At 74.6% G+C, this 15,606-nt stretch carries 16 protein-coding genes; 12 read left to right on the forward strand and 4 right to left on the reverse strand.

Annotation, left to right across the window (positions count from 1 at the left end):
- The 3 genes from ACIA5A_RS20765 to ACIA5A_RS20775 are packed head-to-tail and all read right to left on the reverse strand — an operon-like array spanning position 1 to position 3,200.
- Positions 1-1,344 (reverse strand): MGH1-like glycoside hydrolase domain-containing protein, encoded by a 1,344-nt coding sequence (locus ACIA5A_RS20765; RefSeq protein WP_396764637.1) that lies wholly within the window; start codon positions 1,342-1,344, stop codon positions 1-3.
- On the reverse strand, positions 1,341-2,162 hold the full coding sequence (locus tag ACIA5A_RS20770) for a sugar phosphate isomerase/epimerase family protein (RefSeq protein ID WP_396764640.1): 822 nt from the start codon (positions 2,160-2,162) through the stop codon (positions 1,341-1,343). The genes ACIA5A_RS20765 and ACIA5A_RS20770 overlap by 4 nt, the downstream gene beginning before the upstream one ends.
- Entirely contained in the window at positions 2,163-3,200 is a 1,038-nt protein-coding gene (locus ACIA5A_RS20775; RefSeq protein ID WP_396764643.1) for a zinc-binding dehydrogenase, read from the reverse strand.
- Between the two features lie 122 nt (positions 3,201-3,322).
- Here ACIA5A_RS20775 and ACIA5A_RS20780 point away from each other — a divergent pair, with 122 nt between their 5' ends.
- From ACIA5A_RS20780 to ACIA5A_RS20795, 4 genes are read left to right on the forward strand one after another with little or no spacing between them, the layout of a single operon-like run.
- On the forward strand, positions 3,323-4,714 hold the full coding sequence (locus ACIA5A_RS20780; RefSeq protein ID WP_396764646.1) for an ABC transporter substrate-binding protein: 1,392 nt from the start codon (positions 3,323-3,325) through the stop codon (positions 4,712-4,714).
- Positions 4,711-5,670, forward strand: a complete 960-nt coding sequence (locus tag ACIA5A_RS20785) for a carbohydrate ABC transporter permease (RefSeq protein WP_396764649.1) — start codon at positions 4,711-4,713, stop codon at positions 5,668-5,670. The genes ACIA5A_RS20780 and ACIA5A_RS20785 overlap by 4 nt, the downstream gene beginning before the upstream one ends.
- A complete protein-coding gene (locus ACIA5A_RS20790; protein ID WP_181567991.1) occupies positions 5,670-6,536 on the forward strand; it encodes a carbohydrate ABC transporter permease in 867 nt (288 codons plus the stop codon). The genes ACIA5A_RS20785 and ACIA5A_RS20790 overlap by 1 nt, the downstream gene beginning before the upstream one ends.
- Positions 6,537-6,565: 29 nt before the next feature.
- Complete coding sequence (locus ACIA5A_RS20795) at positions 6,566-7,168, forward strand: class I SAM-dependent methyltransferase (RefSeq protein WP_396764652.1); 603 nt, start codon at positions 6,566-6,568, stop codon at positions 7,166-7,168.
- A gap of 32 nt (positions 7,169-7,200) precedes the next feature.
- Here the strand turns inward: ACIA5A_RS20795 and eccB are convergent, their stop codons facing one another.
- Complete coding sequence (gene eccB / locus ACIA5A_RS20800) at positions 7,201-8,583, reverse strand: type VII secretion protein EccB (protein WP_396764655.1); 1,383 nt, start codon at positions 8,581-8,583, stop codon at positions 7,201-7,203.
- A 129-nt stretch (positions 8,584-8,712) separates the two neighbouring features.
- Between eccB and ACIA5A_RS20805 the strand changes: the two genes are divergently transcribed.
- The 8 genes from ACIA5A_RS20805 (at position 8,713) to ACIA5A_RS20840 (ending at position 15,419) form a co-directional block, all read left to right on the forward strand.
- Entirely contained in the window at positions 8,713-8,982 is a 270-nt protein-coding gene (locus tag ACIA5A_RS20805; RefSeq protein WP_181567988.1) for a metal-sensitive transcriptional regulator, read from the forward strand.
- 126 nt (positions 8,983-9,108) lie between these two features.
- Positions 9,109-10,509 (forward strand): rhodanese-like domain-containing protein, encoded by a 1,401-nt coding sequence (locus ACIA5A_RS20810; protein WP_396764658.1) that lies wholly within the window; start codon positions 9,109-9,111, stop codon positions 10,507-10,509.
- 73 nt (positions 10,510-10,582) lie between these two features.
- Positions 10,583-11,170, forward strand: a complete 588-nt coding sequence (locus ACIA5A_RS20815) for a rhodanese-like domain-containing protein (RefSeq protein WP_396764661.1) — start codon at positions 10,583-10,585, stop codon at positions 11,168-11,170.
- Positions 11,167-12,063: a sulfite exporter TauE/SafE family protein gene (locus ACIA5A_RS20820; protein WP_396764664.1), complete on the forward strand. Its 897-nt coding sequence runs from the start codon at positions 11,167-11,169 to the stop codon at positions 12,061-12,063. The genes ACIA5A_RS20815 and ACIA5A_RS20820 overlap by 4 nt, the downstream gene beginning before the upstream one ends.
- Positions 12,002-12,610 (forward strand): class I SAM-dependent methyltransferase, encoded by a 609-nt coding sequence (locus ACIA5A_RS20825; RefSeq protein ID WP_396764666.1) that lies wholly within the window; start codon positions 12,002-12,004, stop codon positions 12,608-12,610. Before ACIA5A_RS20820 ends, ACIA5A_RS20825 begins: the two co-directional genes overlap by 62 nt.
- An 81-nt stretch (positions 12,611-12,691) precedes the next feature.
- Complete coding sequence (locus ACIA5A_RS20830) at positions 12,692-13,402, forward strand: spermidine synthase (protein WP_396764668.1); 711 nt, start codon at positions 12,692-12,694, stop codon at positions 13,400-13,402.
- Positions 13,403-13,475: 73 nt separating this feature from the next.
- Complete coding sequence (locus ACIA5A_RS20835; protein ID WP_396764671.1) at positions 13,476-13,655, forward strand: hypothetical protein; 180 nt, start codon at positions 13,476-13,478, stop codon at positions 13,653-13,655.
- 54 nt (positions 13,656-13,709) lie between these two features.
- Complete coding sequence (locus tag ACIA5A_RS20840; protein WP_396764906.1) at positions 13,710-15,419, forward strand: long-chain-fatty-acid--CoA ligase; 1,710 nt, start codon at positions 13,710-13,712, stop codon at positions 15,417-15,419.
- Positions 15,420-15,606: the final 187 nt, after the last annotated feature.

The raw sequence follows: 15,606 nt of genomic DNA on the forward strand, positions 1-15,606 counted from the left end.
TCAGCCCTCGGCGAGCGCGTCCAGCACCAGCGCGGCGGTCCAGCTGAACGCCGGTGAGCCGAGACCGGCCCCGGTGTCCGGGTGGAAGTACTCGTGGCAGCCGGCGCCGTCGACCAGGTCGAGCAGCGACTCGCGCAACCCGGCCGCCAGGTCGGCCCGGCGGTGGGTGCGCAGCCCCTGCCAGAGCAGCCAGCCGGTGTTCACCCAGCTCGGCCCGCGCCAGTAGCGCAGCGGTTCGAAGTCCGGCGCGGTGCGGTCGAGCGTGGGCAGCGGCCGGTCCATCCGGGCGGCCAGGCCGAAGCGGGGCGAGCACGCCTCGGCCAGCACGGCCCGCACCTGCGGCTCGGGCAGGTCGGGCAGGGCCAGCGGCAGCAGCCCGAGCACGGTACGGGGTCCGACCAGCCGGTCGGTGCGGACGTCACGCGGGCGGAACGTGCCGGCGAGCGGATCCCAGAGCCGGGTGACCAGCGCCTCGGTGATCCGGGCGGCCCGGTCGCGGTGCGGGCACGGGTCCGCGCCGACGACCGTGGCGATCCGGGCCAGCGCGTACTCCGCGACGCCCAGCGCGGCGTTGACCAGCGGGCACTCCACCAGGAACGGGTGCCGGCCGAGCAGCGCCTCGTCGCGGTAGCGGCCGGCGCGGTAGCTGTCCACCAGGGCGACGTAGCGCGCGTAGTCCAGGTCGGTGGGACGGTGCGCGGCGTCGGCGTGCGCGGTGTCGTGCCGGCGGTACGCGCGCATCACCGACTCGTCGGCCGGCACCGCGGCCAACGGGGTGTCCCAGGCGGGGCTGTTGTCCAGGCCGGACTCCCACGGGTGCACGATGGCGGCCAGCCCGCCCCCGCCGACGTCGCGCCGCCCGGTCAGGTAGCGCTGCTGGGCGACCAGCCGGGGGTAGAGCCGGCGCAGGGCGGCCACCGACGCCTCGGAGGGCGCCCTGCGGTGCACCAGCCACGCGGCCGGCGCGTGCACCGGCGGCTGCACGATGCCGGAGGTGGGCGCCGCCGGGGCGCCGTCGGCGCGGCCGGAGTCCCAGAACTCGGGGCCGGGGAAGTACGAGCCGACGCGCAGCGCCGGGTTGAACACGATGTGCGGCACCCGCCCGTCGACCCACTGCGCGGCGAACAGCGTGCGCAGTTCTCGCCAGGCCCGGTCCGGGCGGACGTGGGCCAGCCCGACGGCGATGAACGCGGAGTCCCAGCTCCACTGGTGCGGGTAGAGCGTGCGCGAGGGCACGGTGTGGTCGTGTTCCCAGTTGGCGTCCAGGGTGGCCAGTGCGAGCCGGCGCAGCCGGGCGTCCCGTTCGGCGCCGGCCCGGACGTCGGCGGCCAGGCTGCCGGTCACGCGGCGGCCCGCCGGGGCCGGCCCGGGCGGCGCAACACGGCGGCGGCCTGGCGCAGCGCGGCGACGGGTTCGCCGCGCAGCCGGCACTCCAGCGCCAGCCAGCCGGGATAGCCGAGGTCGGTGAGCGTGTCCAGCAGCGCGGCCCAGTCCAGGTGCCCGGCGCCGGGCTGGTGCCGGTTGGAGTCGCTGACCTGCACGTGCCCGAGGTACGGCGCGGCGGCGCGCAGCGCGGCGTCGGGGTCGTCCTCCTCGATGTTCATGTGGTAGGTGTCGGCGACCACCCGCACCGCCGGCGACCCGACCGCGCGGCACAGCTCGACCGCCTGGTCGAGGCGGTTGACCATGTGGTCCTCATACCGGTTGAGCGGTTCGAGGAAGAGCGTGACCCCCTCGGCGCGGGCGTGCTCGCCCAGCTCGCCGAGGGCGTCGACGAGCACCCGCCGGTCGTCGGCGGGCGTGCGGGGCGGTTCGAACGGCGGCAGCCGGCGGGAGAACATGCCCCAGGCGGCAGGCGTCATGGCGCCGACGCCGCCCAGCTCGGCGATCACGGAGAGCTGGGAGCGCAGGTTGCGCACCGCGTCGCGGGAGCGGTCCGGGTCGAAGTCGCCGATGAAGTGGTCCATCTCGACGCAGACGGTCGGTGTCACCACCCCGGCGGCGTGGGCCCGGCGCAGCTCCGGCAGCCGCCGGGCCAGCGCCAGGTCCCCCCGGCCGCGCAGTTCGATGCCCTGGTAGCCGAGGGAGACCGCGAGGGCGTACTTGTCGATCAGGTCGCCGCCGGGGAGCAACTGCTCCTGGCAGGCCAGTGGGATGTCCATTCAGAACCTCAGCACCACTTGGAGGACGTCACCGTCACCGCGGTCGAGCAACGCCAGGGCGTCGGCCACCGCGCCCGCGTCGACGACGTGGCTCACCAGCGGCAGCGGGTCGACGCTGCCCTCCGCCACCAGGTCCATGAACGTGTCGGCGATCCGGGTCCCGGTCCACCGGCCGGCCGTGCCGGGGGCCGGGTCGGGCCCGGAGACCTGGGCGGCCACCAGGTTGATCCGGTTGTGGTGGAACTCCTCGCCGAGTTCCAGCCCGTTGGCGTACCCCTGGTAGAAGCCGGCGGCGACGACGCGGCCGGCGTGCGCGGTGGCCTTGATCGCCTGGTGCAGCGCCGGGTAGGCGCCGGACAGCTCCAGGCAGACGTCGGCGCCGCGGCCGTCGGTGGCCGCGTGCAGCGCGGCGGCGGCCGCGTCGCCGACGGCGTCGACGACCAGGCGGGCGCCGTAGCGGCTCGCGTACGCCAGTCGCCTGGGCACCCGGTCGACGGCCACCACCCGGGCCCCGGACAGCACCGCGAGCCGGGTGCCGAGCAGGCCGATGACGCCCTGCCCGAAGACGCCCACCCAGTCGCCGAGGTGCAGGTCGCCGGCGAGCACCGAGGTCAGCGCGATGGCGCCGGGCCGGGCGAAGACGGCGGCGAGCGGGTCGAGGCCGGGGGCGAGCGGGTGGGCCGCGGCGGCGGGGAGCACCGCTTCGGCGCGGTGGCCCCAGATGCCCCAGACGAGCTGCCCGGCGCGGCGGTCGGCGACGTCGGGGGCGACCTCGACGATCTCGCCGACCTCCTCGTAGCCGAAGCCGACCACCGGGTAGGCGGGCCCGGCCTGGCGGGGCACGAACATCCGGGCGCCCGTGTCCCAGTCCTTGCGGAGCCGGGGGTTGCTGCCCCGGTAGAGGGTCAGCTCGGTGCCGGCGGAGATGCCCGAGTAGCAGGTGCGGACGCGGACCTGGCCCGGGCCGAGAGGGTCCGGAGGGCAGGGCTCCAGGCGAACGCGCCGGGGCCCGGCCAGAGAGACAACCCAGTTGCTCATGGCGTCGCTCCGAAGAAAGTGCCGGCCTCCATGCTAACCGCAAAAAATGGGCATATGTGATTAGATTGATGAATCCGTGGGTATTGATGCCACGCCGTGCTCCTTGGAGAAAGGTGCCACCGATGTCATCACCCTCAACACGGCTGCTCGCTTCGAGCCTGATCCTGGCACTGGCCGGGTCCGGCGCAACCGCGTGCAGCGACGACGGGCAGAAATCCGACAGTACGCAGATCACCGTGTGGAGCCTGGAGGACGTGGCCGACCGGGTCGCCGCGACCAAGGCGATCATCGCCGACTACACCGCGAAGACCGGCGTCAAGGTCAACCTCGTCACCGTCAACGAGGACCAGTTCCCGTCCCTGATCGCCTCCAGCGCCGCCGCCGGCGACCTGCCCGACGTGGTCGGTTCGGTGTCGCTCGCCGGCATCCGCACGCTCGCCGGCAACGAGCTGCTGGAGCCGGACGCCAACAAGGCGGTGGTCGACAAGCTCGGGCGGGACACGTTCTCCCCCCGCGCGCTGGAGCTGACCAGCGACGGCGGCACCCAGCTCGCGGTGCCCAGCGACGGCTGGGGCCAGCTCCTGGTCTACCGCAAGGACCTCTTCGACGCCGCCGGCCTGCCCGCCCCCGACACGTACGAGAAGATCGCCGCCGCGGCGGCGAAGCTGAACACCGGCGGCGTCGCCGGCATCACCGCGGCGACCGCCCCCGGCGACGTGTTCACCCAGCAGACGTTCGAGCACCTCGCGCTGGCCAACGGCTGCCAGCTCACCGACGACTCCGGCAAGGTCACCCTGGACTCGCCGCAGTGCGTGGAGGCGTTCCGGTTCTACGGCGACCTGATGCGGAACAACTCGGTGAAGGGCGCGCAGGACGTCGACACCACCCGGGCCACCTACTTCGCCGGCAAGGCGGCCATGCTGATCTGGTCGCCGTTCGTCCTCGACGAGCTGGCCGGCCTGCGCAACGACGCCCGACCCACCTGCCCGCAGTGCCAGGCCGACCCGGCGTGGCTGGCGAAGAACAGCGGGTTCGTCACCGCGATCAAGGGCCCGAACGGCACCGAGCCGGCCCAGTACGGCGAGGTCAGCTCCTGGGCGGTGCTCGACGGCGCCGCCGACCCGGCCACGTCCTTCGTGGAGTACATGCTCTCCGACGGTTACCCGCGTTGGTTCGGCATGTCCCCCGAGGGGCGCTTCCCGGTGCGCACCGGCACCCAGGAGGACAAGCAGAAGTTCCGCACCGCCTGGAACACCAGCCCGGCCGGGGTGGACACGAAGAAGCCGCTCTCCGACGTCTACGGCGACGACGTGCTCGCCACGCTGCGGGAGAGCCCGGACACGTTCCAACGTTGGGGCCTGACCCAGGGCCAGGGCAAGCTGGTCGGGGCGATCCTCGGTGAGCTGCCGGTGCCGAAGGCGCTCGCCGACGTGGTGGGTGGCAAGACCGACGCCCAGGCCGCCGCCGAGCGGGCCAAGAAGGACGTCGAGGCCATCGCCAAGGGCGTCAATTGACCACCACCGCGCCGGAGGCCGGCCGCTCCCCCGCCGAGGAGCGGCCCCGCCGGCCCGGCCGTCGCCCGATGACCCTGCGCCGCCGCGAGTCCCGCGCCGGGCTCGCGCTCGTCGCGCCCACCCTGCTCGTCGTGCTCGCGGTGATCGGCATCCCCATCGTGTGGACGGTGGTGCTGGCCTTCCAGCGGGTACGCCTGGCCACGCTGCGCAAGACCGGCCTCTTCGGCGAGCTGACCCTGGACAACGTCGACCGGGTCCTGCACACGCCCGGATTCGCCGACACGCTCTGGACCACGGTGCTCTACAGCGTCGGCGGCACGGTCGGCTCGATCGTGGTCGGGCTGGCCGCCGCGCTCGCCGTCCGCGGGCCGTTCCGGGGCCGCACGCTGGTACGCGCCTCGATGCTGCTGCCGTACGTGGCGCCGGTGGTCGCCATGACGTTCGTCTGGCAGGTGATGCTCGACCCGCAGCTCGGCATCGTCAACGACTGGGGGCGACGCTTCCTCGGCTGGGACGCCCCGGTGGCGTTCCTGTCCCAGGAGTCCACCGCGCTGTGGACGGTGATCGCGTTCGAGGCGTGGCGCTACTTCCCGTTCGCGTTCCTGTTCCTGCTGGCCCGGCTCCAGGCGGTGCCGGCGGAGCTGGAGGAGGCCGCCCGGGTGGACGGGGCGACGCCGACGCAGCGCTTCCGGCACATCCTGCTGCCACAGCTCATGCCGGTGATCGCGCTGATCGGCGTGCTCCGGTTCATCATGACGTTCAACAAGTTCGACGACGTCTATCTGCTCACCGGCGGTTCCGCCGGCACCGAGGTGGTGAGCGTCCGGGTCTACCAGTTCCTCACCGCCCGCACCGACATCGGCGCGGCCGCCGCCCAGGCCGTCGTGCTGGCCGTGGTGCTGCTCGTGTTCGTGGCCATCTACCTGCGCTTCTTCGGCGCGAAACGGGAGGCGTGATGGATCGCGACCGGATCGAGACGATCAGCCTGCGCTGGCTGCGCCGGCTGGTGATCGCCGGCTTCCTGGTGGTCACGCTGCTGCCGTTCTGGTACATGCTGGTGCTCTCGGTGCGCCCGATCGAGCGGCTGCTGCTCGACCCCGGCTCGCTCTGGGTGCCGTTCGGCGAGCTGACCGTCGCCACGTACGCCGAGGTGCTGCGGTCGGTGGAGAACGGCGGGCAGGGGTTCCTCACGTTCATCCGCAACAGCGGGCTGGTGGCGCTGGCCGCCACCGTGCTCACCCTGATCGTGGCCATCCCCGGCGCGTACGCGGTCTCCCGGCTGCGGTTCTTCGGCCGCCGGCAGGTCAGCGCGCTGTTCCTGGCGGTCTACCTGTTCCCGTCGATCGTCATCGCGATCCCGCTGTTCGTGGTGTTCAGCCGGGCCGGGCTACGCGGGTCGCTGTTCGGGCTGGTGCTGGTCTACATCTCGCAGACGCTGCCGGTCTCGGTCTACATGCTCAAGAACTACTTCGAGACCATCCCGGTCAGCCTGGAGGAGTCGGCGGCGATCGACGGGGCCGGCCGGCTCGGCATCATCCGCCGGGTCAGCCTGCCGCTGGCCGCGCCGTCGGTGATGGCGGTCGCGCTCTACGACTTCATGATCGCCTGGAACGAGTTCCTGTTCGCGCTGCTGTTCCTGGTCGACCGGCCGAACCGGTGGACCGTCTCGCTCGGGCTGTCGCTGCTCGCCGACGGCGTCGAGGTCCCCAAGACCGTGCTGATGGCCGGCTCGGTCATCCTCACCCTGCCGATCGTGGTGCTCTTCTTCGCCGGCGAACGCCTGCTCACCGAGGGCCTCACCAGCGGGGCCGAGAAGGGGTGAGCGCCGACAAGATCAGTTAACGTGGTGGCATGGGCAAGCCGACGCGCTGGGTGACCGACACCGAACCCGGCCACTCGCAGTGGTACGTCGACCGGTTCCGCCGCCTCGCCGCCGAGGGGGCGGACCTGGCCGGCGAGGCGCGGTTCGTGGACGCGCTCGTACCGCCCGGCGCGCGGATCCTCGACGCCGGCTGCGGCACCGGCCGGGTGGCCGCCGCGCTGGCCGCGCGCGGGCACACCGTGGTCGGCGTGGACGCCGACCCGACGCTCGTCGAGGCGGCCCGCGCCGACCACCCCGGGCCGCGCTTCCTGGTCGCCGACCTGGCCGAGCTGGACCTGGCCGCCCTCGGTGAGCCGGAGCCGTTCGACGCGGCGGTGGTGGCCGGCAACGTGATGGCCTTCGTCGCCCCGGGCACCGAACGCGACGTGCTGGCCCGCATCGCCGCGCACGTGCGCCCGGACGGCGCGGTGGTGGTCGGCTTCGGCACCGACCGGGGTTACCCGCTCGCCGACCTGGACGCCGACGCGGTCGCCGCCGGGCTGCGCGCGGAGCACCGCTTCGCCACCTGGGACCTGCGGCCCTGGCACGACGACGCCGGGTTCGCGGTGACCGTGCTGCGCCGGCCCGCCTGAGTCCCGCCCGGCCCCCGGGCGTCCCGGCCCGGTCAGGCCGGGGCGGCCACCGCGCGGGCGGCCTCCGGGTCGAGCGGGCTGCCCGCCGGCAGCAGGTCGACCAGGCTCGCCGGCAGTCGCACCGGACGCACCCCGGCGTAGCCGAGCATGCCCGGCACGTCCGCGCCGGCCAGCGCGTAGCGCCGGCCCAGGTCGGTGACGACGCAGACCGTGCCGCCGGTCGCGCCGGGCGCGGCGGCCGCCTCCACCAGCGCGCCGCGCCCCGGCTCCACCACGACCTGGTCGGCCAGCCCACCCCGGCCTCCGGCGGTACGCGTGGCGGCGCCCAGGTCCGGCGCGCTCACCCCGAGCCGGATCTCCCGTACGCCCGCGTCGTCGCCGGCCCGGGCGCAGAGCGCGCCGCCCTCCGGCGTGGCCAGCCGGGGCGGTTCGGCGGGCGGCGCGGTCGGGCCGGACGGCACCAGGTCGGGCAGTTTCGGCAGCGCGGCGAAGCGGCCGAGCGTGATCGGCTCCGGCTCGCCCTGGCCGGTGCGGGCCAGCAGCAGCGCGGCCTGCAACTCGGTGATGCCGGCCAGCCCGCCGCGCGTGGCCACCGCGTACTGCCGGCCGCCGCCGGAGTTGCGCACCAGATAGACGTCGCCGACGGCGGCCCCGGCCACCCGCTCGGCCGGGGCGCCGAGGTCGCCGACCGGCGGCGGGACCAGATCGGCGCCGGCCGCCACGGTGTTGAGCAGCGCCGCCGCGACCGGCACGGCCCGTTCCCGGGTGGCGGCCAGTGCGGCGAGCACCCGGTCGGTGTCGCGCAGCAGGTAGCGCCGGTCGTGCCAGAGCAGGTGCAGCCCGCCGTCCGGGTGGCGGACCAGGAGGCCCTGGTCACCGAGGGCACGCCCGCCGGGCGCGCCACGCCCGATCAGCAACGCGGACCGGGCCTCGGGCCGCCCGGCCTCGGCGGTGACCGTGGAGCAGAGCGTCCAGCCGTCCCGGACCAGCCGGTTCGCGGCGGGCAGCGAGTCCGGGGCGTCGGCGATGCCGAGCGGCAGGCCGCGCGGCACCCCCTCGATGGCGCGCCGGGTGACCAGCACCGTCTTCGGCCGGTCCGCCCCGATGATCAGCAGGGCGGAGGCGTAGTTGAGCACCGGGTGCAACGTCTCGTCGCGGTAGACGAACCGGGCGCCGGACTCCTTCTCCACGATCACCGCGCGGGTGTCGCGCCAGGAGCTGCCGCCGCCGGTGAACAGGCCGTACAGCGCCACCCCGCCGAGCGCGATCGCGGCCACCAGCACGCTGGCCAGGCCGGCGCCGGCCAGCCGGCGGAACGGCGACTGCGGCGGGTCGGTCTCGCGCATCACCAGCGCCGCGACCGCCCGCTGGACGGTGAACTGGTACGAGTGCAGCTGGTCCTGCCGCGACGCCATCGAGTCCCCTCCACCGGATCACCGGCGCACAGGATAAGCGCTCCGTCGACCGACCGGCGACCCTCCGTGCCCACGGCGGGTGGCGAGAGGGGTACCCCCCGGGGTATAGTCGGGACCAGGAGGTGGGACGTGAAGCTACGACCCGAGATGACCGGCGACGCGCTGACCCGGCTCAAGCGGGCCCGCGGCCAGCTCAACGCCGTGATCGAGATGATGGAGAACGGCGAGGACTGCCGGGCCGCGCTGACCCAGCTCGCCGCGGTCTCCAAGGCCATCGACCGGGCCGGCTTCAAGATCATCGCGTCCGGCATGCGGCACTGCGGCACCGCCCGACGCGACGGCGAGGAGCCGGAGATGACCGAGGAGGAGCTGGAGAAGCTCTTCCTCGCCCTGGCCTAGCGCCCACCACCCGACCCGGGCCGCGTGATCGCGTCCCGGGCGGGTAACCCCGTGCCCGGAGACCCGGGCCGGAACCTGCCACCTGCATACCCCCGGGGGTATGCGACGATGAGAGGAGAACGTCACGTGACCGTCGAGGTGTCCGTCATCGCCACGTCCTCGCTCGGTGACCGCAGCTACCTGGCCTCCGACGGCCGGGTGGCGATCGCGGTCGACCCGCAACGCGACATCGACCGCGTCCTGCACCTGGCCGGGGCGAAGGGGGTGCGGATCACCCACGTGGTGGAGACCCACCTCCACAACGACTACGTCTCCGGCGGCCTCGAACTGGCCCGGATCACCGGCGCGCACTACCTGGTGGCCGCCGCCGACCGGGTCGGCTTCGACCGGATGCCGGTGGCCGACGGCGACGTCGTGCCGGTCTCGGACGACCTGCGACTGCGGGTCGTCGGCACGCCCGGGCACACGTTCCACCACCTGTCGTACGTGCTGGACGAGGCGAGCGACGGCGGCTGGACGCCGCTCGGCGTGTTCACCGGCGGCTCGCTGCTCTTCGGCACCACCGGCCGCACCGACCTGCTGGGCCGGCGGCACGCCCACGAGCTGGCCCACCACCAGCACGCCTCCGCCCGCAGGCTGGCCGACCTGCTGCCCGACGGCGCGCAGGTCTGGCCCACGCACGGCTTCGGCAGCTTCTGCTCGGCCAGCCAGGCCGACGCCCCCGAGTCGACCATCGGCCGGGAACGGGAGGCCAACCCGGTGCTGCGGCTCGCCGCCGACCCGTTCGTCACCGAGACGCTGGCCGGCCTGGACGCCTACCCGGCCTACTACGCCCACATGGGCGTGGCCAACGCCGCCGGCCCGGCGCCGGTCGACCTCACCCCGGTGGCCCGCGCCGACGCCGACGAGCTGCGCCGCCGCGTCGCCGCCGGCGAGTGGGTGGTCGACCTGCGACACCGCAAGGCGTACGCGGCCTCGCACCTCGCCGGCACCGTCGGCCTCGGCCTGGACGGGCCGATGTCGACCTGGCTGGGCTGGCTGATCGACTGGGGCGCGCCGATCACGCTCCTGGCCGAGACCCCGGACCAGGTCGCGGACGCCCAGCGGGAACTGGTCCGCATCGGCATCGACCGGCCGGCCGCCCAGGCCACCGGCGCGCCCGAGCAGTGGGCCACCGCGCGGTCGGAGGTGCGCGAGCTGACCGTGGCCGACTTCGACGCGCTGGCCGCCGCGCAGGCCGGCGACCCCCCGGCCGGGCTGCCCGCCCCGCAGGTGGTCCTCGACGTGCGGATGACCAACGAGTGGACCGCCGGGCACATCGACGGTGCGGTGCACGTCCCGCTGCCCGACCTGCCCAGCCGGCTCGCCGACGTGCCCGCCGGAACGGTCTGGGTGCACTGCGGTTCCGGCTACCGGGCCACCGCCGCCGCGTCCCTGCTGGCCAACGCCGGCCGCGACGTCGTGCTGATCGACGACATGTTCGGCCGGGCCGGAGCCGCAGGCGTCCGGATGGCGCCGCCCGCCTGATCTCCCCGTTCCCCACCCGGCCGGCGCGCCCACCGCGCCGGCCGGCGACGCCCCCTGCCCAGAAGGAGAAAGCATGACCACCACGAGCCCCTCGACCGTCGACGCGGCCACCCTGCGGGAGCTGATCGCCGCCGGTCGCGCCCCCCGGATGCTGGACGTCCGCACCCCCGGCGAGTTCGAGGCCGCGCACGTTGCCGGCGCCTACAACGTGCCGCTGGACCTCCTCAAGGAGCACCGCGAGGAGCTACGCAACCACCTCGACGAGGACGTCGTGCTGATCTGCCGCTCCGGCGCCCGGGCCACCCAGGCCGAGCAGGCGCTCGCCACCGTCGGCCTGCCCAACCTCACGGTCCTCGACGGCGGCATGCTCGCGTGGCAGGCCACGGACGCCCCGGTCAACCGGGGTCGGCCGCGCTGGGACCTGGAGCGCCAGGTCCGCCTCGTCGCCGGCTCGATCGTGCTGGCCGCCGTGGTCGGCTCGGTGTGGGTACCGGGCCTTCGGTGGGTGGCCGGCTTCATCGGCGCCGGCCTCACCTTCGCGGCGGTCTCGAACACCTGCGCCATGGGCATGCTGCTCGGCAAGCTGCCCTACAACCGGGGCGCGAGCTGCGACCTGGACACGATCGTCAGCCAGCTTCGCGACTCCGGACGTCGGTCGTGACCACGCTGGCGCTGACCGTGGCCGGCGCGGTGCTCATCGGCGTGAGCCTGGGCCTGCTCGGCGGCGGCGGATCCATCCTCGCCGTGCCGCTGCTGGTCTACGTCGCCGGCCTGCCCGCCAAGGAGGCCATCGCCACCTCGCTGCTCGTCGTCGGCGCCACCAGCGCCGTCGGCGTACTGCCGCACGCCCGCGCCCACCGGGTGCGCTGGCGCACCGGGCTGATCTTCGGTCTGGCCGGCATGACCGGCGCGTACGCCGGGGGCCGGCTGGCCGCGTTCGTCCCGGCGAGCGTCCTGCTCACCGCGTTCGCCCTGATGATGCTCGCCACCGCGGCCGCGATGATCCGCGGCCGGCGCCCCGCCGAGGGTCGCCCGACGCCGCACGAGCTGCCGGTGCCCCGGGTGATCCTCGACGGCGTGGTCGTCGGCCTGGTCACCGGTCTGGTCGGCGCGGGCGGCGGCTTCCTGGTCGTGCCCGCCCTGGCCCTGCTCGGCGGGCTGCCGATGCCGGTCGCGGTCGGCACGTCACTCGTCGTCATCGCGATGAAGTCCTTCGCCGGCCTGGCCGGCTACCTGTCGAGCGTGCAGATCGACTGGCGACTCGCCGGCGCGGTCACCGCCGCCGCGATCGTCGGCAGCCTGCTCGGCGGCCGGCTCGCCGGCCGCGTCCCGGAGGAGGTGCTGCGCAAGGCGTTCGGCTGGTTCGTCGTGGTGATGGGGGTGTTCGTCCTGGCCCGGCAATTGCCGCCGGTCGCGGGACTCGCGCTGGCCATTCTCGCCGTAGCCGGTACGGTCACGGTGGCGGTGTGGGGCCGCCGAAGGAGGGGACACAGTGGACAGCAGCGACTGGGACGACAGGTACGCCAACGCATCCGGACTGGTGTGGAGCGCTGAGCCCAACCGGTTCGTGGTCGAGTCGGTCGCCGGCCTGACTCCCGGATCGGCGTTGGACATCGCCGCCGGCGAGGGGCGCAACGCCGTCTGGTTGGCCGGTCAGGGCTGGCGGGTCAACGCGGTCGACTTCTCGACCGTGGCCGTCGAGCGGGGGCGGGAGCTGGCCGCCGCGCGGGGCGTCACCGTCGACTGGCGGGTCGCCGACGTGACCGCCTACCGGCCGGTTCCGGGCAGCTACGACCTGGTCCTCATCAGTTATCTGCACCTGCCCGCCGCGAGCCTCGCCGGGGTGCTCGCCGCGGCGAAGTCGGCGCTGCGCCCCGGCGGCACGCTCGTGGTGGTCGGGCACGACCTGGCGAACCTCTCCGGCGGCACCGGCGGCCCGCAGGACGCGGCGGTGCTGCTCACCCCGGAGGCGGTGGTCGACGGCCTGGCCGGGCTGCGCATCCGGCGCGCCGAGACGGCCCGCCGGCCGGTGCAGACCAGCGACGGCGGCACGGTCGACGCCCTGGACACCGTGGTGGTGGCCACCCGCCCCGCCGACTGAGCGGCCGGCCGGGGCGTTCGCCGGGCCGGGCGCCGGGCCGGCCGGTAGCATCCGGTGACGGATCGGCGGAGAGGACACCGGGTGGGCGTGCGTTTCGAGGAGTTGGCCTGGCGGGAGACCCCGATCGGGGAGATCAGCCTGCGCCGGCGCCACGACCCGGCGCTGGCCGCCGACGTCTACGAGGTCAAGCTCGACGACGAGTTCCTCATGTCCAGCGCCTTCCCGGTCGCGGAGATCGAGCTGGCCCGGCTCGGGCTGGCCCCGCTCACCGGCGGGACGCTGGACGTGGTGGTGGGCGGCCTCGGGCTCAGCTACACCGCGCGCACCGCGCTGGAGGACGACCGGGTGCGGTCGCTGGTGGTGGTCGAGGCGATCGAGGACGTGATCGACTGGCACCGGCGGGACCTGCTGCCGTTCGCCGCCGGCCTGGCCGCGGATCCGCGTACCCGGTTCGTCCGGGCGGACTTCTTCGCCGCGGTCGCCGACGGCGGCCTCGACCCCGACGAGCCCGGGCGGCGGTTCCACGCGGTGCTTCTCGACGTGGACCACTCCCCCCGCCACGTGCTGCACCCGAGCCACGCGCCGTTCTACACGGTCGACGGGCTGCGCCGGCTCGCCGCGCTGCTGCACCCGGAGGGCGTGTTCGCGCTCTGGTCGAACGACCCGCCGGACCCGGCGTTCCAGCGCACGCTGACCGAGGTGTTCCCGACCTCGGTGGCGCACGTCGTCCGGTTCCCCAACCCGTTGCAGGGCCGGGAGGCGGCGAACACTGTCTACGTGGCGCGGCGCTAGGCGCCCGCCGGCGGGCATGGCCGCCGGCGGAGCGGGAAAGCGCGCGGCCACCGCAGGAGACGGGAGGCACGACATGCGCGCGTTGCTCTGGGTGGTCGGCGTGGTCGCCGGCGTGCTCATCCTGCTCGGGCTGCTGCTGGAGGCGGTCCGCTGGCTGATCATCATCGGCGTGGTCGCGCTGGCAGCGGTCGTCGTCTTCGCGATCGTGAAGACCCGGCGGGTGGCGCACCGATATTCGGCGACACACCGCTGATGTGACAAACCCGGCAACCTACGGAGGCGTAGGTTACCCGCCGGTCACGTTAGGCTGAGGCCGTCATCCGCGCAGCGAGGAGAGACGGCGATGGTCGCGACCCACCCCTGGACCCGCAGCTACGCACCCGGGGTGCCGGCCGAGATCACCGAGCCGGACGGCTCGCTCGTCGACCTGCTCACCGACGCGGCGGCCCGGTTCGGGCCCCGGGTGGCGCTCGACTTCTACGGCGCCACCACCACCTTCACCGAGCTGGCCGACCAGGTGACCCGCGCCGCCGAGGCGCTGCGCCGGCTCGGCGTCTCACCCGGCGACCGGGTGGCGCTGGTCCTGCCGAACTGCCCCCAGCACGTGGTCGCCTTCTATGCCGTACTGCGCCTCGGCGCGGTGGTGGTCGAGCACAACCCGCTCTACACCGCCGACGAGTTGGAGCGGCAGTTCGTCGACCACGGCGCCGAGGTGGCAGTCGTGTGGGACCGGATAGCGCCGCTGGTGGCCGGGCGCGGCGCCGTGCGTACCGTGGTGGCGGTCGACCTCACCGCGGCGCTGCCCCGGCTCAAGCGGTGGGCGCTGCGGCTGCCGCTGCCGAAGGTGCGCGCCGCCCGCGCCGCCATGACCGGGCCCGCGCCCGACGCGCTGCGCTGGTCCGACCTGGTCGCCGCCGCCGGCCCGCTGCCGGCCGCGCACCCCGGCCCCGACGTGCACGACGTCGCGCTGCTGCAGTACACCGGCGGCACCACGGGCGTGCCCAAGGGCGCCGTGCTGACCCACCGCAACCTGCGGGCCAACGCCGCGCAGGGCCGGGCCTGGGTGCCCGGCCTGCGCGACGGCGCGGAGACGGTGTACGCGGTGCTGCCGCTGTTCCACGCCTACGGCCTGACGCTCTGCCTCACCTTCGCGGTGGGCATCGGGGCGACGCTCGTGCTGTTCCCGCGCTTCGACGCCGACCAGGTGCTCGACGCCGCCCGCCGCCGCCCGCCGACATTCCTGCCGGCGGTCCCGCCGGTCTACGCGCGGCTGGCCACCGCCGCCCGCGAGCGCGGCGCGGACCTCACCTCGATCCGGTACGCCATCTCCGGCGCGATGGCGCTGCCGCCGACCACCGTGGACCTGTGGGAGCAGGTGACCGGCGGGCTGCTGGTCGAGGGCTACGGGATGACCGAGACGTCCCCGATCACGCTGGGCAACCCGGTCGCGCCGACCCGCCGCCCCGGCACGGTCGGGGTGCCGTTCCCGTCCACCGAGGTCCGCATCGTCGACCCGGAGGAGCCGACCCGCGACCGGCCCGTCGGCGAGGCCGGTGAGCTGCTGGTCCGCGGCCCGCAGGTGTTCTCCGGCTACTGGAACCGGCCGGACGAGACCGCGCGGGTGCTGCTGCCCGACGGCTGGTTGCGCACCGGCGACATCGTCACCATGGACGCCGACGGCTTCGTGACGGTGGTCGACCGGATCAAGGAGCTGATCATCACCGGCGGCTTCAACGTCTACCCGTCCGAGGTGGAGGAGGCGTTGCGCCGCACCCCCGGCGTGGTCGAGGCCGCCGCCGTGGGCGTGCCCACCGCCGACGGCGAGGAGGTGGTCGCGGCCGTGGTGCTCGCCGTCGCCGTGGCCGGTACGCCGGAGGCGATCCGCACCGCGTGCCGGGCCCACCTGGCCGGCTACAAGGTGCCCCGCCGGGTGGTGGTGGTCGAGGACCTGCCCCGCTCCCAGATCGGCAAGATCCTCCGCCGCGAGGTGCGCGACCGCCTCCTCGCCGACGGCTGAACCGCCGCCCACCTCATCGGTCGCCACGCCCAGCGCTCATCGCCCCGCGACGGACACACCGGTGCGCCCGGCCGGAAGGCCGGGCGCACCAGGTGCAGGTGTCAGACGATCTGGCTGTAGTTGCTCCAGCCACTGCCGACCTGACGCACGTCGCCGAACGGCACCCCGCCGTCACGGACGAAGTTGT

Origin of the sequence: Micromonospora sp. NPDC051300 (genome assembly GCF_044455315.1) — a bacterium.
Classification (GTDB): domain Bacteria; phylum Actinomycetota; class Actinomycetes; order Mycobacteriales; family Micromonosporaceae; genus Micromonospora; species Micromonospora robiginosa.